Annotated in this window: 13 protein-coding genes, 1 tRNA gene and 1 other RNA gene; 8 read left to right on the plus strand and 7 right to left on the minus strand. The window is 49.8% G+C overall.

The window, feature by feature from the left end:
• Positions 1-147: 147 nt before the first annotated feature.
• Positions 148-963, minus strand: a complete 816-nt coding sequence (murI, locus tag KOO62_11530) for a glutamate racemase (GenBank protein ID MBU8934620.1) — start codon at positions 961-963, stop codon at positions 148-150.
• 414 nt (positions 964-1,377) lie between these two features.
• Here murI and KOO62_11535 point away from each other — a divergent pair, with 414 nt between their 5' ends.
• Complete coding sequence (locus KOO62_11535; GenBank protein ID MBU8934621.1) at positions 1,378-4,149, plus strand: DUF2723 domain-containing protein; 2,772 nt, start codon at positions 1,378-1,380, stop codon at positions 4,147-4,149.
• Positions 4,150-4,210: 61 nt separating this feature from the next.
• Here the strand turns inward: KOO62_11535 and KOO62_11540 are convergent, their stop codons facing one another.
• Positions 4,211-4,693, minus strand: a complete 483-nt coding sequence (locus KOO62_11540) for a helix-turn-helix domain-containing protein (protein MBU8934622.1) — start codon at positions 4,691-4,693, stop codon at positions 4,211-4,213.
• 311 nt (positions 4,694-5,004) lie between these two features.
• On the opposite strand from KOO62_11540, the gene KOO62_11545 reads away from it, so the two are divergent.
• Together KOO62_11545 and KOO62_11550 are read left to right on the plus strand one after the other, a co-directional pair.
• Positions 5,005-6,561 carry a hypothetical protein gene (locus KOO62_11545; GenBank protein ID MBU8934623.1) on the plus strand — a complete coding sequence of 519 codons (1,557 nt, stop codon included), beginning with the start codon at positions 5,005-5,007 and terminating at the stop codon, positions 6,559-6,561.
• 27 nt (positions 6,562-6,588) lie between these two features.
• On the plus strand, positions 6,589-7,635 hold the full coding sequence (locus tag KOO62_11550; GenBank protein ID MBU8934624.1) for a DNA recombination protein RmuC: 1,047 nt from the start codon (positions 6,589-6,591) through the stop codon (positions 7,633-7,635).
• A 6-nt stretch (positions 7,636-7,641) separates the two neighbouring features.
• On the opposite strand, the gene KOO62_11555 is transcribed toward KOO62_11550, so the two are convergent.
• From KOO62_11555 to dnaX, 4 genes are read right to left on the minus strand one after another with little or no spacing between them, the layout of a single operon-like run.
• A complete protein-coding gene (locus KOO62_11555) occupies positions 7,642-9,681 on the minus strand; it encodes a hypothetical protein (protein ID MBU8934625.1) in 2,040 nt (679 codons plus the stop codon).
• Positions 9,682-9,687: 6 nt separating this feature from the next.
• Positions 9,688-10,284: a recombination mediator RecR gene (gene recR / locus KOO62_11560; protein ID MBU8934626.1), complete on the minus strand. Its 597-nt coding sequence runs from the start codon at positions 10,282-10,284 to the stop codon at positions 9,688-9,690.
• A gap of 10 nt (positions 10,285-10,294) precedes the next feature.
• Positions 10,295-10,621 carry a YbaB/EbfC family nucleoid-associated protein gene (locus KOO62_11565; protein ID MBU8934627.1) on the minus strand — a complete coding sequence of 109 codons (327 nt, stop codon included), beginning with the start codon at positions 10,619-10,621 and terminating at the stop codon, positions 10,295-10,297.
• 20 nt (positions 10,622-10,641) lie between these two features.
• Positions 10,642-12,300 (minus strand): DNA polymerase III subunit gamma/tau, encoded by a 1,659-nt coding sequence (gene dnaX / locus KOO62_11570; protein MBU8934628.1) that lies wholly within the window; start codon positions 12,298-12,300, stop codon positions 10,642-10,644.
• A gap of 129 nt (positions 12,301-12,429) precedes the next feature.
• Between dnaX and KOO62_11575 the strand changes: the two genes are divergently transcribed.
• From KOO62_11575 to ffs, 4 genes are all read left to right on the plus strand, one after another.
• Positions 12,430-13,032 carry a hypothetical protein gene (locus KOO62_11575; protein ID MBU8934629.1) on the plus strand — a complete coding sequence of 201 codons (603 nt, stop codon included), beginning with the start codon at positions 12,430-12,432 and terminating at the stop codon, positions 13,030-13,032.
• A 161-nt stretch (positions 13,033-13,193) separates the two neighbouring features.
• A tRNA-Ala gene (locus KOO62_11580) sits at positions 13,194-13,266 on the plus strand.
• Positions 13,267-13,628: 362 nt separating this feature from the next.
• Entirely contained in the window at positions 13,629-17,009 is a 3,381-nt protein-coding gene (locus KOO62_11585; protein MBU8934630.1) for a VCBS repeat-containing protein, read from the plus strand.
• A 323-nt stretch (positions 17,010-17,332) separates the two neighbouring features.
• Positions 17,333-17,597, plus strand: an RNA gene (ffs, locus tag KOO62_11590) — signal recognition particle sRNA large type.
• Between the two features lie 60 nt (positions 17,598-17,657).
• On the opposite strand, the gene KOO62_11595 is transcribed toward ffs, so the two are convergent.
• A complete protein-coding gene (locus KOO62_11595) occupies positions 17,658-18,992 on the minus strand; it encodes a reductive dehalogenase (GenBank protein MBU8934631.1) in 1,335 nt (444 codons plus the stop codon).
• A 143-nt stretch (positions 18,993-19,135) separates the two neighbouring features.
• Here KOO62_11595 and KOO62_11600 point away from each other — a divergent pair, with 143 nt between their 5' ends.
• Positions 19,136-19,564, plus strand: a complete 429-nt coding sequence (locus KOO62_11600) for a C40 family peptidase (GenBank protein MBU8934632.1) — start codon at positions 19,136-19,138, stop codon at positions 19,562-19,564.
• Positions 19,565-19,899 lie beyond the last annotated feature (335 nt).

A 19,899-nucleotide genomic window follows, 5' to 3' on the forward strand; every position in this document is an offset into this window, starting at 1 on the left:
TTGCATCAAGGAAACACCAGCATAGAGTCTTCGTATCCCGATGATCATTTGGCAAGTTGTAGCTCGCGACCTTGCGCTCAATCAAATCAATGAGATCAAAGATTTCTTCGCCATAGTAAAGTTCGTATTCTTGCCCCGTCCCCACCATCAATACCCACTGATATCCACCCGAGTGATTTGCTCAATATGATGACCAAGAAAACGGGCGGCTATGTTCGCAAATTTCTCCGGCACATCCGATACATAGAATTTGTGCTCACCCTTACGAGAATCATCGGTCGGAGCCAACAACCTGCTGTTTTTAAGCCGTTGCAGGGCTTCACGGGCGGCTTCCTCACCACTGTCAATGAGCGTGACGTTTTCCCCCATCACTTCGGCAATGACATTCTTAAGCAGAGGATAATGCGTGCATCCCATAACCAGCGTGTCCACCTCGACGTCGTGCATGGTCCGGAGATAGTCGCGGGCGATTTCATGGGTCGCAGGTTTATCGATATACCCTTCCTCGGCCAACGGCACAAAAAGCGGACAGGCCAGCGAAAAGACCTTTACCTCAGGGCTGAGACTATGTATGACCCGGGCATAGGCGTTGGAACCGATAGTAGCATGGGTGCCGATAACACCAATCCGGCCATTTTTTGTCTGCTCCACCGCTGCCTTTGCGCCCGGTTCAATAACACCGATAATCTCCACTTCGTAATCGTCCAGAATTTCTTCCAGGGCAACCGAGGAGGCGCTGTTGCAGGCGCAGATGATGAACTTGACATTATGCTCCTGCAGGAAGGCGATATCCTGACGGGCGAAGGTAGTGATGATTTCTTTGGAACGGCCGCCATAGGGATAACGACCGACATCACCGAAATAGACAACATCTTCACCGGGCAATATCCGCACTACTTCGCGGAAAACGGTGAGTCCGCCGACGCCGGAGTCAAACAAGCCTATGGCTGCATCCTTAGTCATAGTAGTATTTACACCAGAGAAACCGGGAAGGCACCAAAAAACTGAGGCGAACAGCAAGTTATTCGTAGGGCGCTGTAATATCGGCAGACGAGGACGTCTGCCGTGCACGGTGTTATTCGACGGGCTGTACCTTTGGTGGTTCTACCAATAAAAAACAGGCGATGCCTGGCAGAACCGCTAAGAGGGTTCCTCCCTACTCAATCGGTTAACCACAATTTCGACTATTATATTAATCCAATTACAGATCTGTCGAGTATTAAATTAAGAGTTGTGCTTAGAGAAACTCATGCTTTACTTGATTGACTGGAAATCGGAGAGAAGATTCAGGCCAATTACGGCCTTCAAATCCAGCGTTACAGCTAAACTGGGCTGTGCTGGCAGACCCAGTTGTACTGGGAGGAGTCGTATACGAATATGACAGCTATTAAACCGGAGCAATTCGACCGAACCAACGCGATTCTGGCAGCGTTTGTATTCCTGGTCTCTTTCATAGTTTATGCTATAACAGTCCAGCAATCATTTTCCTTCTGGGACTGTGGAGAGTTTATAGCCTGTTCGTATACTCTTGGTATTCCGCATCCCCCCGGCACACCTTTGTTTGTGTTGCTTGGTCGGGTGATCGCGCTGATACCCTTTGTTGAAGACATATCGCACCGGATCAACTACCTCTCGGTTGTTGGCTCCGCCCTGACAGCGGCGTTCAGCTATTTGCTGACAGTGCGTATTGGCGGATATTTCTTTGGTGAAGCTAAACATGAAAAACTGAATCGGTTCATCACCTATATCGGTGGTTTGGCCGGTGGGTTCTTTGTTGCCTTTTCCGCCACTAACTGGGCCAACTCGGTGGAAGCTGAAGTCTATGGTCTGGCTTTGTGGCTGTCGGTAACAATTGTCTGGCTGACCCTGCGCTATTACGAGCAGCGCGGAACCTCCACCGGGCAGATAACGCTTATGCTGGTCTCTTACCTGGCGATGGTCGGTATTGGAATCCACATGACCGTTTTCCTTGTGGTACCGATCTGCGCGTTGTTTTTCATACTTCACCGGGGGGCGACGATTCGAGACTGGAGTATCCTTTGTGGATTTGTCCTTTTCGAACTGATGCTGATAATCACGTTCTCCAATACAATAGCCGATCCAGCACAGGGCAGTAAAATGTTCTACCTGTTCAGTGCGGTGGGGGCGATAGTCTTGTTTGTTCTACTGTACCGCAAAATCAACTGGGCAGTATTGGTGGCGCTCGGGTCTCTCTTCACCATCATGATGAGCTTTTCGTTGTATATCAAGGTGCTGCCGATTGCTACGGTGTTGATTGTAGTGCTGGCCTTTGTCTCGAAGAAATACAACCTTGGCTTGCAGTGGAAAGCAGCCCTGATGGTGCTATTTGTCGGCTTAATGGGCATGTCGGTACATGCGTTCATACCTATCCGCTCCGCTCAGAGCCCGCGCATTGATGAGAACAATCCTTCACGTGACTACCGTACTTTTGTCAACTACCTGGATCGCAAGCAATATGGCCAGACTTCTATGGTCGATCGTATGTTTAAAAGGCGCGGCGAATTCAGCAACCAATTTGGCCGCCATCCACATATGGGTTTCTGGTCCTATTTTGAGGAACAGTATTCAACCGGCCGATGGGGTTTCGCACCGTTTTTCATCCTCGGAATGATCGGCGTTCTGGTGGCAATTCGAAAACGTCTGGAGATCGGTCTGCCGTTCTTCGTGCTGTTGATAGTTTGTTCGGCGGGGCTGATATTGTATATGAATTTCGCCGATGGTGTACGTTATGACGTACGCACCGGCGACGCCTACCTCGAAGTACGAAACCGTGATTATTTCTTCACGCCGGCTTTTGTGTTCTTTGGCATTGCGATGGGGCTTGGGATAGTTGCGGTATCTCAGTTCCTGCGTGACAAGCTCGGAGCTGGGAATCCGGGTATGAAAAAGACAATCGCTTACGCCAGTTCGATACTGTTGCTACTACCGATTGTTGGTTTAACCAAGAATTTCCATCCCAATGATCGTTCCAAAGATACTATCCCGTACAACTATGCGGCCAACCTTCTTGACAGTTGCGAACCAAACGCCATTCTGTTCACCTCCGGCGACAATGACACATTCCCGCTTTGGTGTATCCAGGAGGTCTATAAATACCGTCTGGATGTACGGGTCGTCAACCTGTCGCTATTGAATACGGATTGGTATGTCGAGCAAATGAAAAACCGCTTCAATGTCCCGATTTCACTTTCCGACTCACAGATTGTCTGGCATCCGTTCGAGGTCAGACCGGGACTTTGGGCCGGACGTCCACTCAAGCCGTTCTATGATCGACCCCGGCAACGTGCCACTTACCTTCAGGGGGGACCCTTCGAGGGCCGGATTTGCAAAGTTCAAGACATGATGGTGGACGAAATCGTTCTCACAAACAAATGGGAGAATCCAATCTATTTCAGTTCTCCTCCGTATGCTGAATCGCCATTGAAACTCAGGGAGCGCGCTACCTCGGTCGGGTTGCTGTATCGGCTGGATCGGGAACCTGGCGAACGATTGATTGATCCTGATCGTGGCTACGATCTAATGATGAATACGTACCGCTACGATGGTTATGCCAATTCGGATGTCTATCGCAATGAGAATTCCACCGGCGTATTTCTGAGCTACGGCGTGAACGCAGTCCGGCTCTATGACGAACTCAACCGCCGAGGAGAAAAGGACAAAGCCGAGCAAACCCTGCGGAAAATTATCGATGTCTACCCCGAATACTGGCAGTCCTATCTGCTGCTCGGAGATATGTTGGCAGCTAATGGTGATCATGCGGCCCCGGAATCTCTGCTGGTACAGCTGCAAGATACACTGACCTCATTCCTGGCTTCAAATGAAGAAAACTTCTTCTATCGCCAGGACCTGGGTATTACTAAGGTGGAACTTGGACGCTTACGAAAGAACCAGGCGCTGATTGATGAAGGAATTGACATGATGTGGGTGGCTTTTAGAGCCAACATGAACAATAGTTACAGTTTCCGAAAACTCATCAGTGTTCTGGGTAGTGAAAATCGTTATTCTGACATTCAACGAGCGGCCGCCATGTTTGCCAATTACAAAGTCAATCGCAATGATCCCGGGGTTCAGCAATTATTAGGATTGGGGACTCCCTCCGGGATGCCCATGCCGCGTCAAGGCCAATGAGAAACGATACGAAATGACCTTTAGCGCTCCCGTCACCGACGGGGGCGCTTTTTATTACACGTTATCTTCGGGTTGGAATCGTTGTCCCTGACAGGCTGTAACCATGACGCCGGCGATATTGGCCATCAATGCACTCCAGCATCTTCTCGGAAACAAATTCCTGCAGGATGGAATCATGGTCATCATGATATCTGGCTATCGTTCGCGTCACTTCCGTAGCGCTGTAAGATAGGCCTGGTTCGAACTGAGCAAGAATATATTCGAGCACATGATGCCGGGTTGTTCTTCTGGGAGACTCCGGATGGGCGGGTTTCCTGATTTTGGTTTTCCGGGGTTCGGTCCGTCTATTGCCGTTGGAGTTCTGTTCCAGCCAATCGAAAACAGACTGCTCTGGGATCCGCCAGTCTTTCCCGATCTTGTAGGCAGCGATCTCACCCGATTGTATTTTGCGCGTGATTACCTGCACATTCATCTTGAGTTTCTTGGCCAATTCGGCAGTTGTGAAGAATTCCGTATCCCTTATAAGACCTTCGTAGTATTCCACAGATGTACTCCTTGGTGCATAGTATATTCGTGATAACCAAACGGATAATAACCTCTCTTGTGACCGGGTCAAGCATTTAACAGTACTATGTTGTACGCTCCATACCACTGTTATGGTACTTGTCTGGTATTGTGGTTCTAACTGACCTCAAAGTGCCGGGGTTCGGCGCGATAGGGTATTTTTTTCGGCACAGTTCTGGACATCAGCGGTACAATCGGTATATTGTGTCCTAATCGCTGAATCATCTCTTATGGAGACATGACATGTTTCGATATTTTTCCGTTTCTCGATTTTTGGTCGTAGTCCTCGTGATGTTGGTACTTTACCCGGCTTCAATACATGCTGGCCAGGTGAGTACCCGGGAGGCTGTGGAAAACATCTACTACTACTTCGATCTTTTGGTATCTGACAACCTTGAATCAGCTCGAAATCTCTGGACCGAGTCAGTAATCGAACGCTCGGAACGATTCGGGATTGAATACGATGACATTCCCATCAAGCTCGACTGTTCTTCGCCGGTAATGCAAGATCTTCCAACTCTGCGCGATCAGCTTTACCGATCCATTCGAAAGATGAGCGGACTGGATGGAAGCACCGAGTATTTCACAGGTGAATACTCGGCCACACTCAACAACCAGAAAGTAACCCACTTGTATTACACATACTATGATGGTGACTATTTCTGGCTTACCCATGCGCAGGATTATTATGGTCGTGACTGGACCGTTATTGAGAGCAAGTATTTCCGGATTCGCTGCCACCCCGACCGTATCGCCTATCTCAATCCTACCACATTGGCCGAGGCGGATCATTTTGTCAGTGACATGGCGGAATCGCTGGGAATGTTGCGAGCTGATCTTAAGACATTCCAGGAGAAGAAAATAGAGTACTATTACTGCCCATCTGACAGTGTGGTCAAACTGATTACCGGCTTTCGTACCAGAGGAATGCTGGACTTGCCCACCAATGATGTCATCAGTGCCTATTTCCCGCATTTTCATGAAGTTGCACACCTGCTGATCAATGTCCGTTTGAAGCAGCTACCACTCTACACTTTGCCGCTGTTACAAGAAGGTTTGGCAGTGTATCTGGGCGGTCGGTGGGGAAAATCGACTGAAACGCTGAATTACCTGGCCGGGTTTCTTCAGGATCATGGTCTAGTTGAAATTGACTCCATTATCACCATGGAGCTCTTCAAGCAAATGGCCACTGCGGACATGTCCTATCCTGTGGCTGGTTTGTTCACGGCCTACGTTGTCGATGCCATAGGGATGGACAAGTATCTGGAACTATACCGGTCACTATCTGGCACCAACAGCACTCTTTCTAAAATGGACGTCGAGGCCGTGCACAAGATCTTCTGCGAAACACTGGAGGAGCCGGATTGGCTGAGCGTAATGCAGAGTTATGGTACTTATGCAGAACGTCAATTGGGAAAAGAGAGCGCTTTTGCTCCCGGCGGAACCGTACAGGGCAGAAAACTCCTCGAAACCGACGACCTTGTCGTTACTGAGGACAAGGAATGGGTTTCGATCCTTGTAACCGGAGGTGGACAACAGCCCCCCTCTGGCGATCTGTTTTTCGGACTCAATGAAGAGCTAGTGGGCCAGCATTCTTTGCTTTTCGATGAACAGCACAGCGATTCCAAACCTTTGATCGGCTATCGCTACTGTATCCGTTTTGATGCCAACGAGGCTGGCTTATATGACTTCGCCACCAACCAACTGCTGGGCAAGTTCATCAATGGCCTGACCCCGTCCGATGAGTATTTCTTTGCCGAAGGTAGCGGTATTGCTCTGAAGTTCCGCAAAGAACTCTCAGGTAAGGTCGTTCCTAAGAAGGGTGATTTCGAACTGATTTTGAAGTAGAAGAAGACGATTCCAGCTATGCCGAACATGTCATTTGCTACCCTGTTTATCCTGTCCCTCCTATTGGTGGGGGTGGTCTGGTTGCTGGTGATGTCGCTCCGTCGTCAGTCTCAAGCCTCAATTCCTGGCCGACTTTTCGAAAGCATCGAGAGTCTGAAGGCTGAATTGGTCGCCAAACAGCTGGAAGGTTTGGTTGCCTTGCGGCAGACGCTCGACGAAACCAATCGGACAATCAACGAGCGCCTGGCCCAGGGTAATTCTTCGGTTGATAGACGGTTGGAGATTATCGGAGAGATCGAACACAAACTGGGACAACTTCAGCAACAGACAGAAAATATCGAACAGATCGGCAACAACATCCAATCTCTATCGGACCTTCTCAAGCCACCGAAGATGCGGGGTGTTTTGGGCGAAATGTTGCTGGAAAACCTGCTGGCTTCTATTCTTCCGCAAAAGTTGTTCTCAATGCAGTACAATCTGACCTCAGGTTGCCGGGTGGATGCGGTAGTCCGGCTGGGCAACAAGTTGCTGCCGATTGACTCCAAATTCCCCCTTGAATCATACCAGCGTCTGGTCACAAACCATGAACCAGACATAGCACAGAAACAATTCCGCCAGGCTCTGAAGAAACAGATCGACAGTATTCACGACAAGTATCTGCTGCCCGAACAGGGAACGACCGAGTTTGCCGTCATGTATATTCCCTCCGAGGCAGTGTACTACCAGATGGTTGCTGGAGAAGACCAGGAATTGTTTGATTATGCGCTGAGAGTACGCGTCATCCCCAGTTCACCGGGGCATCTGTACGCATTCCTGGCATCGTTGGCGGCGATGCAGACCGGAACGGAACTGGCTGGAGACACAGCTCGCTTGAGTGCGGCCGTTACCAGCTTGAGTGAATCACTGTCTCGTTTGACGAAGTTGCACGACCGTATAGAAGGATCATCACGCTCTCTGAGCCTGAGCCTGTCGAAGGCGCGCGATGAACTGGGCGATATGACCCATCAACTGGACCGCTTGCAACGCCCGGCAGAGCGAGAAGATGAATCGACGTCAACGGTCGGGACGGAGTAATCCTCTCTACTCCTCTTTCTGCAACTCTTCCAGGAGTCTATCTCGTAAATTGATTATCGCTGGGGTGTCGGTTTCCTCTGGGGCTAGCTCAATGAATTTGTCATAGAGCAATAACGCCTGTCGGGGATGACCCTGCTTTTCGAGGATGAAACCCTTGATCAAATATGGATAAGGCTGTGACGGATCAGCAGTCATCAATTCGTCAGCCATTTCCTCGGCGTCGACCAGCATCCCGGTCCGGAACTTGATAATCATAACATCGGTTCGGATTTCCAGATCCGACGGAAAAAGTGTGGCTGTTTTTTCCGCCTGAACGAGAGCATGGGCGTAGTTTTGCATATCACGGTAGTACCGGTACAGATTCATCTGATGTTCTTTGCCGTACGGCTCAAACAGCAGGGCTGTGTCAATCTGCGGCTTGGCCAGCCGGTACCGTTGCATCTCCATCTGGATCGTGGCATAGAGCGCCCGTGGTTGCATCCAGTACGGATTGCGAGCAATCAGGTTGTTGAGAGAACGGAGAGCGTCGGACGTCTTTCCCCCAACCGTCAGCTCAACCACACCCTGATAATCAAGGTAGTCAGGCGCTTTTACAATGTGCTTCCAATCCCATTCGTTGGCTTTGTCGATATCCTTGCGATAGAAATAAGCATCACGAAAAGCAGGGGTACCTGCAATCCAATACGCATCATGTCGGTCAAGGTAATCCTCAACATACCCCTCGGCCAAACTGATACTGGTGTAAACCGGGACAAAACTCAGCGGTAACATTACTGTTATGGCCACAACTAACGCTGGCAGGATTGATCGTTCAGGAATGGTACCATTACCATTGTCACTCAGTCGATCCCTTAGCATTAGGGCCAGCAGTAGCCCTCCCGGCATCAGGTACGCTGCCAAACGTGGAAGGTCCAGGACTATACTGTTGATCGGATCGGTTACGAAGACGATCGTAAATCCGCCCAGGCAGAGGTACATCATCGCCACCGTCATGGGCTGGGTGTAGATTCGGGTAATAGACCGCATCAATAGGTATTTAAGTAACAGCGTCAGTGGATAAATGAGCAATACGATTTGTACAATGTCCCCCAACCGACGCCAGGAGATCAGTCCATAATCGAACTGGGGCAATTTGCCGGTGAGAAACAGGACGTACCGGGAAAGCTCAAGATTTTGTCCGGCCCAGGAATAGAAACCTACGAACATACCGGCCCACAAAACCAGAGGCAGTAGCAATGTTGCTATGTTATGCCTTCCCCGAGCGGCGGTCAACGAAACATAGATTGCCGCCGGGGCGAGGTAAATTAGCGTCGCATGGAAGAAAAGTCCCACAATGACAACGCCCCACATAGTCATGAATCGCACTGCCGACAAACGTTCGTAGAGGCGTGCAACAGTATAGGTAAACCAGATTGTACATGCCACTACCACCGGCTCGACACCTACAAAGCCAAACTGAACCAGAAACTGTGGTCCAAAGAAAATGACAGCAAAAAGGACAAGGCGTTGCCGGTATTCTGACGTCAAAGCGCCAACCAGTTTGATCGCGCCTACCAGTGAGAGGGCCGTACATGAGAAAGCGAAGCTCTTCCAGGCGACAACGCCAGCCGTGTTGGCATGAATTTCAAACAGACCAACCAGTTGAAAAATCAACCAGACGGTCATCATTGAACCATACTCGTACCAACGAAAGATGACATCAGGAGTCTGAGCAATTTGGGCTACCCGAAGATTGCCGCCGCCATAGAGAAAGGAATCGTACTGGAAGAATAGCAATAGCAAAAACAAGCCCACCGCGCTCGTAATCACACCACGAGTTGAAGTTAGCCACAAGGTCGCTTTGTCGTAGAAACGGATTAGAAACGCGGTCAAGCCACCGAGAACCAGCAGCCAGATAACAATGTAGAGAATGGGGATATGTCGCCAGTGATCGAACGACCAGCCATTGTCAAAGATGCTATGTCCAAATATCTGCGCGACGATAAACAGGATTACCGAACTCAGGAGCACAATAATCAGTGATTTGTCATTAGAAGTTTTTGGCATTCTATTCTATAACTCCTGGCGACCATCCATAGCCCGAGCCAGTGTCACCGAATCAGCATATTCGAGGTCCGATCCAACCGGCAAACCCCGGGCGATGCGGGTCACACTTAGGCCAAGCGGTTTGAGCAACTGAGCCAGGTAGATGGCGGTCGCTTCACCTTCCACGTTCGGATTTGTGGCGATGACAACTTCTTTCAAGTCATCGTTAATACGGGCGAGCAACTCTTTGATTTTTAGATCATCGGGGCCAATGCCGTCCAGTGGCGAAAGTCGGCCACCGAGGACATGAAAACAACCACTGAAGCCCTCGACTTTGTCCATCGCAGCCGCATCGGCTGATTCCTCGACCACGCAAATAATGCTGGTCTGACGCGAGGGATCGCTGCACACGTGGCAGGGATCTGTCTCGGAAATATTACAACAAACAGAGCAAAACCCGACCTTCTCCTTTACCTCACGGATCGTGTTGGCCAGGTCCAGAGCTTCCTCGCGGGGCAACTTGAGGATATGAAAAGCGAGTCTCGTGGCAGTCTTGCGTCCGATACCGGGCAGACTGGCCAGGCGATTGGCGAGACGTTCTAACGATGCGGCCGACTTGAACATCATGATGGCACTAGAAAGGGAGGTTCATTCCCGGGAGATTCAAACCACCCGTTACCGAGGACATCATCTCAGATTGAAGTTCCGCTACTTTCTCAATTCCCTGATTGACAGCGGCGGCGATCAGGTCCTGCAGCATTTCGATGTCTTCAGGATCAACAACTTCCGGATCGATGGTAATAGAGACAACTTCGTTCTTGCCATTAACAATAACTTTGACCATTCCACCGCCGGCACTGCCTTCAACTTCCTTCTCGGCCAGTTCTTCCTGCATTGCTGCCATCTTGGCCTGCATCTGCTGAACTTGCTTCATCATATTTCCGAGTCCACCTTTACCCATGATGTTATCCTTTCGTGAAATCAGCGTCCTTTGTCTACTTGTTTTACACCGATGATCTCGCCATCGACTTTTTCGAGGAGTTTCCGCAGACGCGGTGAGTTCTCCTGAAGACGGGCCAGATCAATCTTCGGTTTGCTATCTGTATCAGCACCTCGCGGCAGATCCTTCTTGTTGGGATCAACTTCGAAAATGAGTCTGACATTAGCCCGATAATAGTCTCCTAAGGTCTGAAGTACCATATTCAGATTATCCGGTTTCTGGATGACCTGGACCGAGGCAGCCATATTGGAACCAAAGACAAGTTTGATCTTGTTGTCAACTACTCCGCCGATCTCGCCCATCCCGAGCTGTGAGGCCAGCATTGCATTATTCTGTTTCAGGGTCGTTATAAAGCTCTCCCACCCGGCCTGAACTTGTGGCAGGTTTAGGGTGCCGGTATAATCAGCAGGCGGCTGTGGGACAGTCTCCGGTTTTTTCACAAACGTTACCGGTTCGCCGACGGGATCACCTTTTTTTTTTGGCGGCACCGCCGCTGAAACGATGTTGGGATTGGCTTTGAGATGGGCCAGGATTTCTTCAAAGCGAACCGTCGATTCCAGCGTAGCCATTCGTACCGCACCGGTTTCAAGCACCAGGCGCTCCTCAAGGCCACTACGAAGATCACGGAGGAGTCCGGCAGCAATGGTCATCAAACGAACGATGTCACCTGTCGAAAAGAAACGGGCCTGTTCGAGATAGACGGTCATCTCATCCACATCCAAATCAAGCTGTTCTTTGACGGACTCATCGGTACTCAGAATCATCAGGATGCGAAAATGGTCAAGCAGTTCGTGGAGAAAATCTTTGGCATCGGTGCCGGACTTATCAATATTGCGCACCAATCCCAGAACAAGCGGGGCATCTCCGGCGGCCACTCCGGCTGTATAATCAAAGAGGGTCTGTCGTTCAACAAGGCCCAGCGCTTCAACAACCTGAGCAGACGAAACAGTATCTCCGGCATAGGCGATAACTTGATCGAGAAGCGAAAGGCAGTCACGCACCGAACCATCAGCCCGGCGAGCCAGCAACACCAGCGAGGCGTTGTCAATCAGCAGTTTCTCTGCTTCGGCTATTTTCCTTAGATGCTTTGCCAGATCAGTTGATGAAACTCTTTTGAAATCAAAACGCTGGGTGCGAGAGAGGATTGTCTCGGGAACTTTCAGAGGCTCGGTTGTGGCGAATACAAATATGACATGATCGGGAGGCTCCTCAAGCGTCTTCAGCAAAGCATCGAAAGCCGCACCTGAGAGACGGTGGACTTCGTCGATAATGAAAATGCGTTTTTTCCCCGATGTAGGCAAATATCGCACGTTCTCACGCAGGGTACGCACATCATCGACCCCCGTGTTTGAGGCGGCATCGATCTCAAGCACATCCAGTGAACTGCCGGCCGTTATTTCGACACAGACCGAACATTCGCCACAAGGAGTTGCCGTAGGGCCTTCGGCGCAGTTGAGGCATTTAGCCAATACTCTGGCGGTAGTCGTTTTTCCGGTCCCGCGAGGGCCACAGAATAGATAGCCCGAACCCACACGGTCGTTCTTGACAGCGTTCTGCAGAGTACGAGTGACATGTTCCTGAGCTACTATGTCCTCGAACGTCTGCGGACGGTATTTACGAGCGAAAATCTGATATGCCATAACGGTCCAATATAGTCAATGCGGTCTCAAGGCCAAATCATATTTTACACGAACAGCCTGTTGGTTATTGAAGATTGACATACGCACGATGAGGATCGTTTATTAGATGAACTGTTTGAAGAGGAAAGCATGATCCCCATATCTATCAGGGAAGCCCTGATTGTTTGCTTTGTTGCCTGTGTCATCGGACCTCTTGCTCTGCCGGACACAGGTGTGGCGGGAACACTGGATGCGCCTAATATCCCCAGCCAGGTCCGGGTGGGAGGGGTCGGGATCAAAGGTGGCATAATCAACATGGGGATTATCAACGTCAACGGATACGAGCATAATCCGGGGCCGTCTGTTACGTTCGGAGTGTTCTTCAACATCCATCTGGTTGGGAAATTCATGGTTTCTCCTACGGTTGACCTGCACAATATCCACATCTATGACACCGACGAATTTCTGGGTGATTTCAGCCTGGGGCTGAAATATATGCACTATATTCCTCGTTCCGGCATCGCCGTTCGTCCCGGAGTGTACTTCGGTCTGGGCCATTTAGGACCGTGGGAGGTGATGACGCAATCGACTAACTACCTGATGATCAAAGCCTCCACAGAGGTTCTGCTGTTTTCGCGAGCACGCTATGCGTGGGTTATTGATGTTGGCTTCACGTATGGGAAGGGTGGCAATAGCGCCTATGATATCTCGATCAATCCATCCCTGACAGTGCGGGTGGGATTCGAGTATTGAGGGCGAATATGGTTCGGGGGCAAACGGAATTCCAGACGCACCCCAAAATTCTCTTGGCAAATCTGCCGATAGACACTATTGTAGGGACCGTCACGGGACGATTACTTGACTTGTGACGAAGCTTTCACCGATGGTGTTGACACCGAAGGTGATAGATTAATGGGGCAGTAGCTCAGTTGGGAGAGCGCAACGTTCGCAACGTTGAGGTCGTCGGTTCGATCCCGATCTGCTCCATTTTCTTCTTCTCTCCATAACATAGCAACTGGACATAATCTTGGTAGGGTGGAATCCTTCTTAGTGGTTCCGCAGACTTCTGTGGGCGGCAGACGCCCTAAACAGGTGATACCTGTCGTCTGCCCTAACCATCTGTCATACCGGACTTGATCCAAAAAAAGAACCTGTCATACCGGACTTCAGGCACTGCCTGTTGATCCGGTATCCAGTTCCAGATTCGAAGACTGGATTCCGGCGTTCGCCGGAAAGACGGACTTAACAAGGCAGACCACCACAACCGGAAACCCCTTGTTAATAGGCTCTTTTGTGCTATATTGACTCTCAACGAGTACTCACATACTGCTTCTAAGGAGATTACAAACATGAAGACTCTATCACTATTGAGAAATTGCATCTTTGTTGTCTTCCTTGTGACATTATCAAGTATCAGTGCTTTCTCACAAGATATGTTTGCCCCGCCGGTTAACTATGCCGTTGGTGATAGCCCTGCCTCTGTTTTCTCGATTGATTTCAACGGCGATGGTTACAATGATCTAGCAACTTCGACCTGGGGCTCTGACAATGTCTCGATACTGCTGGGTTATGGCGACGGAACATTCCAGTCTGCGGTTAACTATGACGCCGGAGATTACCCTAACTCTGTTTTCTCAATTGATTTTGACGGGGATGGCGACAACGATCTGGCGATTGCGAATGGCTACGTTAACAATGTTTGGATACTGCTGGGCAATGGCGATGGAACATTCCAGTCTGCGGTTAACTATTTCGTCAGTGGTCACCCTGTCTTTGTTTTCTCGATTGATTTTAACGGCGATGGCGACAATGATCTAGCGACTGCGAACCATTACAATGACGATGTTTCGATACTGCTGGGCAATGGCGACGGAACATTCCAGTCTGCGTTTGACTATCACGTCGGAGATGGCCCTAGCTCTGTTTTCTCGATTGATTTTAACGGTGATGGCCACAATGATCTGGCGACTGCTAACTATAGTTCTGACAATATATCGATACTGTTGGGCGATGGCGACGGAACCTTCCAAGGTGCGGATAACTATACCGCCGGAGATGGTCCTCGGTCTGTTTTCTCGATTGATCTAAACGGCGATGGTTACAATGATCTGGCCACTGCTAACTATTTGTCTGACAATGTTTCGATACTGCTGGGCAATGGCGACGGAACATTCCAGTCTGCAGTTAACTATGCCGCTGGAAGTGAATCTTTCTCTGTTTTCTTGATTGATTTTAACGGCGATGGTAACAATGATCTGGCCACTGTGGACTATAACTCTGCTAATGTTTCGATACTACTGGGCAATGGCGACGGAACATTCCAGGGTGCGGTTAACTATGCCGCCGGATATGGGCCTCGGTCTGTTTTCTCAGCTGATCTTGACGGGGACGGTGACTATGATCTTGCAACGGCGAATGGCAATTCTGACAATGTTTCAGTACTAATCAATCAAACTAATCCATACGGTCCGCCCGTCTCGCACATATTGCTTGACAGTATTTCGCTCTTTACACTCGCACTGGATACCACATTTACTCCGACTGACCTACCCGCCATTGAAGCTGGCAGCAATATGAGAATATTTGGTCGTGTTCTCGACATCGGCTACACCGGCATCCCAGCGAAGACTGTTCGTTGTTATGATCCAATCACCGGGGACCTGTTTCTGGGTGACTCTGCCGTATTCAGAGTCACGACCGATGAGTCAGGCAGTTTCATATATCCTGACACGCTCTTAGTACCTGACGGTATCTCGTGCGACGAGGTTGATCAACATGGTCTCTGGTTCAATGCCGGCAATGCAGCAATACCTCTGTCAGTCATGCTCTACGAAGATTGCGGTGGGTACGATTGCCTCTCCGATTCGCTGCAAACCTGGTTGGCATCATCGAGTTTCCCTGAGGGCACGGTTGTCGGGACGGTTGATTCTCTCGATGAGCTCTACACACCAATTGCACCATACCCGCCCGTTGCCAACGATCTGAGCTCACCGCTCAACGACGAGTTCTTTGAAGGATATGCATGGAGCTACAGCGGTGATACGGTCGAAACATTTCTTCACGGTCCGGCAGGGTGGCTTGAAAGAGGATTGGTCGCTCATGAGCAACGTACTGAAGCTGTCGTGTCCACTCTAAAAGACTATTCCCAGCAATCTGCCGCTAATGTACGCATATTAGCAATTCGTGGTGAGAACGGTTGGGTGATGGCCAATGAGATTGATAAGGCACTATGGCCAGAAAACCTAATGTGGAATATCATGAGTTATGGTATTGAGGGTGCAATGTGTGGTGTAGGATTAGCTTCAGTAGGTGGAGCTTTTATTGGGTGTGCTCCATTATTGATTAGTATTTCAGCAGATCTTACTAAGAAATATGTAGTTCCATCTACCTGTAGTGATGAATTAAGAGATATTGAGTATGAAGTATGTATTGCTACCAGCGAATCATCGATAGATGTAGGTGCATTTGTCCTCACGGCAGCAGTTAGCGGTGGGCCACAACTTGCCAAACACCTTGGGTCTTTTCATAACCCAGGAAGACTTACTAAAGCTGCACGACTTTATATAGCTTTAGATATTGCCGATGATATACACACTTTTGGTGAAGTAGCTATGATTGGTCTTGATGTCATAAATACTACATTTGAGCATTATATTCATCCGTCTACAGGAATAGTGCAGTCATATGGTTTTAGTAATATGACCTATGTTGGTTCTAGGATTCCTATGCTTCAAGGGCAGGACTTACAAGTAATGACAACACTTCGAAACGACTTCAATATTCAGCCAGCGGCGAGTTGGGACAATATGGCTAATCCTATGTTCTTGAATGTGGCCGTTCATCCTGACAGGGGTGTCTATGAAGACGGCCCGCAGTCGAGCATTGCACCTCAATGTCAGGTGATTAATCAGAGTATAGCCTATGACATTACATGGGACATTGAGGACCATGATAATTTGATTTACTCCACATCCGTCCCCATTTCGAGTTTGCCCGGGTTTGTCGCGGGGCAGCCATACATGGCCAGTATTGTCTCCAGCGGCTCTGATTTGTGCTCAAACAATGGCACCGGCAACGACCAATGTATGCTTAATCAGTGTACGGTGGAAGGCGCTGTGATTCACACTCCAGGTGGCGAAGGAGTTGATATTCCATCATCGAGTGTCCTTGAGGCTATCTGGGTAGGAATTGGTTCTATATTTGGCGGTATAGGTGGAGGATGGAAGAGTTCCGCGCTACTTCTTGATGATGATGCTGTCTCGGGACATGTGCTCAATATCCAACCAGATACGATCGTGCTTCTCAATCCAGCCACCATAACGGTTATCATGGACACATCTGACATTCAATATCTTGATTCAGTTCATGTTCTTTATATGGGTAGGTGGAATGATAGCCAGGGAGAGTGGGAGAGACTTCCAGTCACCTTGGACAGCAGCACCGGAATGGTAACTGTTGTCGATACACGCTTTGGTTATTATGCACCGATCATAGCGCATAATTCTGGTTGCTGCGTCGGAATCCGCGGTAATGTCGACTACGTATTGCCCGATGAAATCAACATTGCTGACCTGACTTACCTTGTGGCTTACCTATTCACAGGAGGGGCAGAGCCGCCGTGTATAGATGAAAGTGATATAGACGGCAATGGTGAGATCAATATAGCCGACCTGACCTATCTCGTCGCCTACCTGTTCACGGGAGGACCCGCCCCGGTGGCGTGTCCGTAGGTTTGGGATGATTGTCGAAACTGAAGACAGTGTCGACCTACAAGACTGGATGCCGGATCAAGTCCGGCATGACAAGTCGTTGTAGGTCAGACTTTCGGCAGGAGCGCGGGGCTCCTGCCCTACCAAGGCCGGGTACTGTGGGCCACCAAGAAATTAGCATGGCACCCGGGGCTCCTGCACTACCAGAAACAGGCGATGCCTGCATGCCCAAACAAGTTTGAGCATGCCACCCGACAGAAAGTTATCCGTTTTCAGGCGGAAATGCAGTGGACATTTGCGTGAAACGGTAGTAACCTTCAGGCCAGAAGGAACAAGCAAAGCTTGTGTGCTAGACGGGGAGTTAGCGGTGCCCTGTTACCCGGAATCCGCTCTACCGGGGTTGAAGTCCCACCCGAGGGCTTAGCGGTCGATTGATTTCGACGGGTAAGCAGTGATGAGGGTCGGGTCCTGTACAACAGAAGCCTATGAACTCCGTCAGGACCGGGAGGTAGCAGCGGTAAGTAGATCCTTGTGTGTGTTGCAGGGGTGCTCGGCCGGAGCCGGCTGCTCTTAGAGTCTTTCGGCGGCGGTTCGGAGGTGGGTGCACAAAATATGGCCCTCCGGTTTTATACCGGAGGGTTTTTCTTTTTTCTCGGATTTGAACAGATATCAGACTTGACCGCGATCATACTTGAGCTTTCGCCCATACAGAAGATCATCACCCCAAACCGACACCGTCCTGGCAAACGCGGATCGTTTCAAACCGGACCGAACTATGTTGTGCACCAGCGTCGGAGGATGACTGTAAGGACAGGCCCGCATACACAAACCGCAATCAGTACCAATTCGCCGCCAGTAGTGTATACATTTCTCAACATTCAGAGGCCATTTTTCAACGCCATACACAGATTCCGTAGTGCCTTTGGGAATAGCACCCGACGGACAATTGCTGACACATTTGAGACACTTGGCACAGAAGTCCTGTACGCCGAATACAATCGGTTTATCCGGAATAAGCGGCAAATCGGTCGTTACAGCTCCCAGTCTGAACCGCGGGCCGAACTTTGGCGAAATCAAGTATCCCATACGACCCAGTTCGCCCAGACCGGCATCGTGAGCCACCGGTGGCAGCATGATCTGGTAGTTACTTCCGGAAACATGCGCCCGGGCGGGGTAGCCGAGACTGCGAATATAGTGAGCAAGCGACGTCGATATTTGTGATGATTGAAGATACCTCAGGGCTGATTCGTGCATTAGTGGCAGACCGGGAGCCTTTTCCACCCTCTCATAATCCATCTCAAAACAGAAGACAATAGCGAACTTGTGGTTGTTTTCAATATGTGTCCCCCACGGCTCTGTTCCCCGACCAACATGAGAGTAAACCCACATGGGGTTCAATGTGGCTATGCCGACATCATCAGCCCCCAGATTGCGGATCAGTTTCTTCATTTGGACTGTCATCTGTTCCGCTGGTACTTCAACGCGCTCATCTTTCACAGGGCCGTCCACCCGCTGGGCATAACCAACGATTACGTCAAACATGCGGTCGATCAGAATGGTGCGGATTGGATCATAATATCGCCCGCCCGGTTCGAGCAACTCCGGTAGAGTGCGCATTCGGTCATCGATCTCTTTTAACTCCGGTCGGCGAGAGTAATATTGGTTGTATCTTTGATCATCGGGGAAATACTCTTCACGCGAGAAGACCACATCCCGCTCATCGACCCGGTGAGTAATCTGCCCGATAGTCATTGATTTTGTACGTCCTACTGGAGAAAAGAACAACAGAGCTACGAGGACAACAGCACCCAATGGGATAGCCAGGAATTGCTCCGACAACTGGATGTACATTCCATACCAGGCCAGTTCAAGAAAAACCAGAAATATCAGACTGACATATGCCGCGCGCGGCCTGCGCTCGATCATCGACGAGGTCGCCATCAGGATCAGAAGAACGGAAAGGGCTCCTCCTGCGATAAAATACAACACTAGGAGCCAACTCACGGTTGTTGATCCTTCAAGAGCATAATTAAAGTTAACCGTTACTAAGCAGAGTGGCAAGTTTCAAGATGTGATCACAAGCATGTGCCGAACATACACATTTTTTCGTTAGATTGTGCGGTTATTGCCGGGGTCACTCTCTTTGTATGAAGTCTACTCGGATATCTAAGAAATGGTTTCTCAAAACCGCGCTGTCGTATCTGGGAACGCCCTATATCTGGGGCGGCGATGATCCGTCCGGGTTTGACTGTTCGGGACTGGTCGTAGAATGTCTCAAGTCAGCCGGTTTACTAAGCGAAAATAAAGATTTCACTGCCGACGACCTACTACGGCACTTCCAACCTAATGCTGTCGAACTGCCTCGCTCCGGGGCGTTGCTGTTTCGGATCGACTGCAACGGCAGAGCCGGACATGTGGCGATTTGTCTGGATCGATATTTCAAGATCGAAGCGGCTGGTGGAGGGAGTGGCACCACTGATCCGTCAAAGGCATGGCGCGACAACGCATATGTGAGAATTCGCCCTTTGCATTTTAATCCCACCTGGCATCGTGTGGTCTATCCCTTCGCCGACTGAACAACCCACCACCGGATACTCCCACCCTGAGGACCTTTTCTCACAACTGGTTGTATAAGCGACAAATCGACCCGTGATGGCAGAAACCCGGGTTTTTTTATTGACCGGTATTTAGCAGGCAGTTAGATTGGCGCTAGTTGAGAATGGAATAAAATGTGTTCTTCATAGGGAGGATGTGAAACGAATGAAAAAGCTTGGATTGATGCTGATGTTGAGCCTTCTGATGGCTGCTGTTGTGAGCATGTCATGCGGAGGAGGAAAGGAAGTTGCCGAGGAAATCCCGGTCGATACGACACCGGTAGTTGTAGAGGATACGACACCGCCCCCGCCACCCC

Source organism: Candidatus Zixiibacteriota bacterium, assembly GCA_019038695.1.
In the GTDB taxonomy this organism is placed as follows: Bacteria; Zixibacteria; MSB-5A5; order GN15; family FEB-12; genus B120-G9.